This window comes from Kitasatospora sp. NPDC001539 (assembly GCF_040298565.1).
In the GTDB taxonomy this organism is placed as follows: domain Bacteria; phylum Actinomycetota; class Actinomycetes; order Streptomycetales; family Streptomycetaceae; genus Kitasatospora.
The window spans coordinates 1-4559 of sequence record NZ_JBEPAK010000377.1 but is presented as its reverse complement, the minus strand read 5'-3'; the positions used below and the strand labels follow the sequence as shown (position 1 = coordinate 4559).

Genomic DNA, 4559 nt, shown 5'->3' with positions numbered 1-4559 from the left:
GCCCCCCGCCCCCGTCCCTACCGTCCCCCCCTTTGCTGATTGGCCACCCCCGCCCCGAGTCGAAGGGGCGCGCCGGTGCCGAAAGGAAGAAGCGAGGAGGCCCGAGGAACGAGGGCCTTGGAGCGCCGACCGTCGGCACCGGACAAGAGCGCCCCGGAGGCGAGCGGGCGAGTAGCAGGGAGGCCCCGAGGGACGAGGGGCCTTGGAGCGCCGACCGTCGGCACCGGACAAGAGCGCCCCGGAGGCGAGCGGGCGAGTAGCAGAGCGCCCCGGAGGCGAGCGGGCGAGTAGCAGAGCGCCCCGGAGGCGAGCGGGCGACTAACAGCAGGGCGCTCCCCCAGGTGGGAAGAGCGCCCTGTGGCCCGGTCGGCCGTCAGCCCTTCTGCATGACCTCGGGCTCGTGCCGGCGCTGCAGCCGGGTCACGATCACGCCGATCACGACGGAGATGGCGATCAGCACGCCGGCGTCGATCGACCACTGGGCGACGGAGTGCGTCCACAGCGGGTCGTACTCGGGGTTCTGGAAGTCCTTGTTCCAGGGGCCCATCAGGTGCGACAGGTCGAGCGTGGTGGAGACGATGCCGGTGCCCCAGCGGGCGGGCATCAGCCAGGCGACCTGCTCCAGGCCGGGCTTGCCGAAGATCTGGAAGAGGCAGCCGGTGAAGACGACCTGGACGATGGCGAACATGACCAGCAGCGGCATGGTCTTCTCGGCGGTCTTGACGAGCGCGGAGATCATCAGGCCGAACATCATCGCGGCGAAGCTCAGCAGGATCATGCCGATCGTCATCTCGATGATCGGGGTGTTCTGGACCAGCAGGCCGTGCTCGGGGAGCTTGCGCGGCAGGAAGCCGACGGCGGAGATGATCGCGCCCTGGATCACCGAGAAGATGCCCAGCACGATGATCTTGGACATCATGTACGCCGAGCGGGACAGGCCGGTGGCCCGTTCTCGCTCGTAGATCGCCCGCTCCTTGATCAACTCTCGGACGGAGTTGGCCGCCCCGGAGAAGCAGGCGCCGATCGCCAGGATCAGCAGGATCGTCGCGGCCCCGTTGTTGAGGTGGAGCTGGGTCTTCGGGTTGGGTGCGAGCCCCGGTTCGTTGGGGATGAGCACGCTGACCGCGCCGATCACCGCCGGCAGCAGCACGGACAGTGCCAGGAAGCCGCGGTCCGATGCGAGCACCGACATGTAGCGGCGCATCAGGGTCCACAGCTGCGAGCCCCAGCTCTGCGGCTTGGGCGGGCGGATCGCCTCCTGGGAGACCTGGGCGTGCTGCACCTCGCCCGCCTCGACGGTCGGGGCGGAGTACTGCTGGTAGTGCACGGACCCGCGGTAGCGGCCGGCCCAGTCGTGGTCCGGGTAGTTCTCGAAGGCCTGGAAGACGTCCGCCCAGGTCTCGTACCCGAAGAAGTGCAGCGCCTCGTCCGGCGGGCCGAAGTAGGCCACCGAGCCGCCCGGCGCCATCACCAGCAGCCGGTCGCACAGGGCCAGTTCGGCCACCGAGTGGGTGACGACCAGGATCGTGCGGCCGTCGTCGGCCAGGCCGCGCAGCATCTGCATGACCTCGCGGTCCATGCCCGGGTCGAGGCCCGAGGTGGGCTCGTCCAGGAAGATCAGCGAGGGCTTGGTGAGCAGTTCCAGGGCGACCGAGACGCGCTTCTGCTGGCCGCCGGAGAGTGCGGTGATCTTGTTGTCGGCGCGCTTGTCCAGGCGCAGCTCGTAGAGCACCTCGTCGATCCGGGCCGCGCGCTCGCTGGCCTCGGTGTCGCCGGGGAAGCGCAGCCGGGCCGCGTACTTGAGGCCGGTGCGGACGGTCAGCTCGCGGTGCAGGATCTCCGACTGCGGCACCAGGCCGATGCGGGAGCGGAGTTCGGCGAACTGCTTGTAGAGGTTCCGGCCGTCGTACAGCACCTCGCCGCGGTCGGCCGGGCGGTAGCCGGTGAGGGCGCGCAGCAGGGTCGACTTGCCGGAGCCGGACGGGCCGATGACGGCGACCAGGGACTTCTCCGGGACGCCGAAGCTGACGTCGTTGAGCAGGATCTTCTTGGCGCCCTTGTGCTCGACCTCGACGGTGAGGTGGCGGGCGGAGAAGGAGACCGCGCCGGTGTCGACGAACTCCTGCAGCTGGTCGCCGACCAGGACGAAGCTCGAGTGGCCGACGGTCAGCCGGTCCTGCGGCCCCATCAGCTGGCGCTGGACCCGCTGTCCGTTGAGGAAGATGCCGTTGTGGCTGCCGAGGTCGACGATCTCGTAGCGGCCGTCCGGCAGCTGGCGCAGCTCGGCGTGGTGGCGGGAGACCTGGAGGTCGGACACCACGATGTCGTTGTCCAGCGCACGGCCGATCCTGACGGTGCGCATGCCGGCCGTCAGGTTGCGGATCACCGTGGGCTGCGGGCCGCCGCCGTCGCCGTGCTGCGGCGCCGGCTGGAAGCCCTGCTGCTGCGGGAATCCGCCGTGCTGCGGCTGGGGCTGCGGCGCGTGCTGCGGCTGGGGGGCGTACTGCTGCTGCGGCACGTACTGCTGCGGCGGCGGCTGCTGGCCCGGCCAGGCCTGCTGCTGGTACGGGTCCTGCCCCGGCCAGGCCGGCTGCGGCGCGGCCGGGTGCGGCGTCGGGACGGGGCCGCGGGCGGTGGCGGCGTCGTGCACCGGGGAGGGCTGCGGGGCGGGCGCGGCGACGGGCGCCGAGAAGGCGAGCCGGGGGCCGTTCTCCGGGTTGCCCAGGTTCACCACGGCGCCGGGGTACAGCTGGGCCTGCAGGGTGCGGGCGCCGGCCACGTACGTGCCGTTGGTGCTGCCGTGGTCGTCCAGCAGCCAGCCGCTGCCGTTGAAGCTGATGGTCCCGTGCTGCCAGGACACCCTGGCGTCGTCGAACGTGAAGTCCGACTGCGGGTTGCGCCCGATGGTGTAGGACCGCCCGGGCTCGAGGGTCCGCTGCTGTCCGTTGATCTCAATGACGAGTTGCGGCACTGCTCGCCTGCCCCGCTCTCTCGGTTCCCCCGAATTGTGGCCCCCGGCCGGGGGTGCGCTGTTCCTCTGACTGACGGGGGGAATCATTCCAGCCCGCCGTCCGCCGGTGAAAGTCACCCCGGGTGACTGTGACCAGGCTGCTACCGGACCGGGGTGCACCGGTGTCCCGGGAGGTGGACGGGTGCCCGTCGCGCCGCGGCCGACGGGTAGCGTGGGACTCACCATGAACGCATCGCCCCTGGCCGCTGAGCCCCTCCCCGCCGCCCAGCCCCGGACCGCGGACGAGCGCACCCTGCTCGTCAAGGTGTTCGGCAAGGACCGCCCCGGCATCACCGCCGGCCTCTTCGCCACCCTGGCCGGCTTCGGCGTCGACGTGATCGACATCGAGCAGGTCGTCACCCGTGGCCGCATCACGCTGTGCGCCCTGGTCACCCCGCCCTCCGCGCCCGGTGCCGAGGGCGGCCTGCGGGCCACCGTGCACCGCTGGGCGGACGAGCAGAAGCTCCAGGCCGAGATCCTCTCCGGCATCGGCGACAACCGGCCGCGCCGCGAGGGCCGTTCGCACGTGACGGTGCTCGGCAACCCGCTGACGGCCTCCGCCGTCTCCGCGCTGACCTCCCGGATCACCGCGGCCGGCGGCAACATCGACCGTGTCTGCCGACTCGCCAAGTACCCGGTGACGGCGGTCGAGCTGGCCGTCTCCGGCGTGGCCACCGAGGAGTTGCGGGCCGAGCTGGCCCAGGAGGCGGCCGCCCAGCGGGTGGACGTCGCGGTGGTGGCGGCCGGGTTGGAGCGCCGGGCGAAGCGCCTGGTGGTGATGGACGTGGACTCCACGCTCATCCAGGACGAGGTGATCGAGCTGTTCGCCGCCCACGCGGGCTGCGAGGAGAAGGTCGCCGAGGTGACGGCGGCGGCGATGCGCGGGGAGCTGGACTTCGCCGAGTCGCTGCGCGCCCGGGTGGCGCTGCTGGCGGGGCTGGACGCGTCGGTGACCGACAAGGTCCGCGCCGAGGTCCGGCTCACCCCGGGTGCGCGCACCCTGATCCGTACGCTCCAGCGGCTGGGCTTCCAGGTGGCGGTGGTCTCCGGCGGGTTCACCCAGGTGACCGACCACCTGGTGGAGCTGCTGGGGCTGGACTTCGCGGCGGCCAACACCCTGGAGGTGGTGGACGGGAAGTTCACCGGCCGGGTGGTCGGCGAGATCGTGGACCGGGCCGGCAAGGCCCGCTGGCTGGCCCGTTTCGCCGAGCAGGCGAAGGTGCCGCTGGAGCAGACGGTGGCGATCGGGGACGGCGCCAACGACCTCGACATGCTGAACGCGGCCGGTCTCGGGGTGGCGTTCAACGCCAAGCCGGTGGTGCGCGAGGCGGCCCACACGGCGGTGAACGTGCCGTTCCTGGACACCGTGCTCTACCTGCTGGGCATCACCCGCGAGGAGGTCGAGGCGGCCGACGTGCGCGCCGGCACCCCGACCGAGTGAGCTCTGCGGACGTGAACGAGGGGCGGGGGGGGCCCCACCCCCCCCCCCCCCCCGGAGTCACCCCCCGGCAAAGCCACGGGGGGTGGGTCGTGAACAGAGCCCGCCCCC

The 4559-nt window shown here is 72.0% G+C and carries 2 protein-coding genes; one reads left to right on the top strand and one right to left on the bottom strand.

Features of this window, described 5'->3' with window-relative positions:
* Positions 1-373 precede the first annotated feature (373 nt).
* Positions 374-2971 (bottom strand): FHA domain-containing protein, encoded by a 2598-nt coding sequence (locus ABT247_RS31955; RefSeq protein ID WP_350749745.1) that lies wholly within the window; start codon positions 2969-2971, stop codon positions 374-376.
* Between the two features lie 223 nt (positions 2972-3194).
* On the opposite strand from ABT247_RS31955, the gene serB reads away from it, so the two are divergent.
* On the top strand, positions 3195-4451 hold the full coding sequence (gene serB, locus ABT247_RS31950) for a phosphoserine phosphatase SerB (protein ID WP_350749743.1): 1257 nt from the start codon (positions 3195-3197) through the stop codon (positions 4449-4451).
* Positions 4452-4559 lie beyond the last annotated feature (108 nt).

Excerpts from the sequence above, each read along its gene's own strand:
- serB (WP_350749743.1), top strand. The coding sequence starts at position 3,195 with ATGAACGCATCGCCCCTGGCCGCTGAGCCCCTCCCCGCCGCCCAGCCC.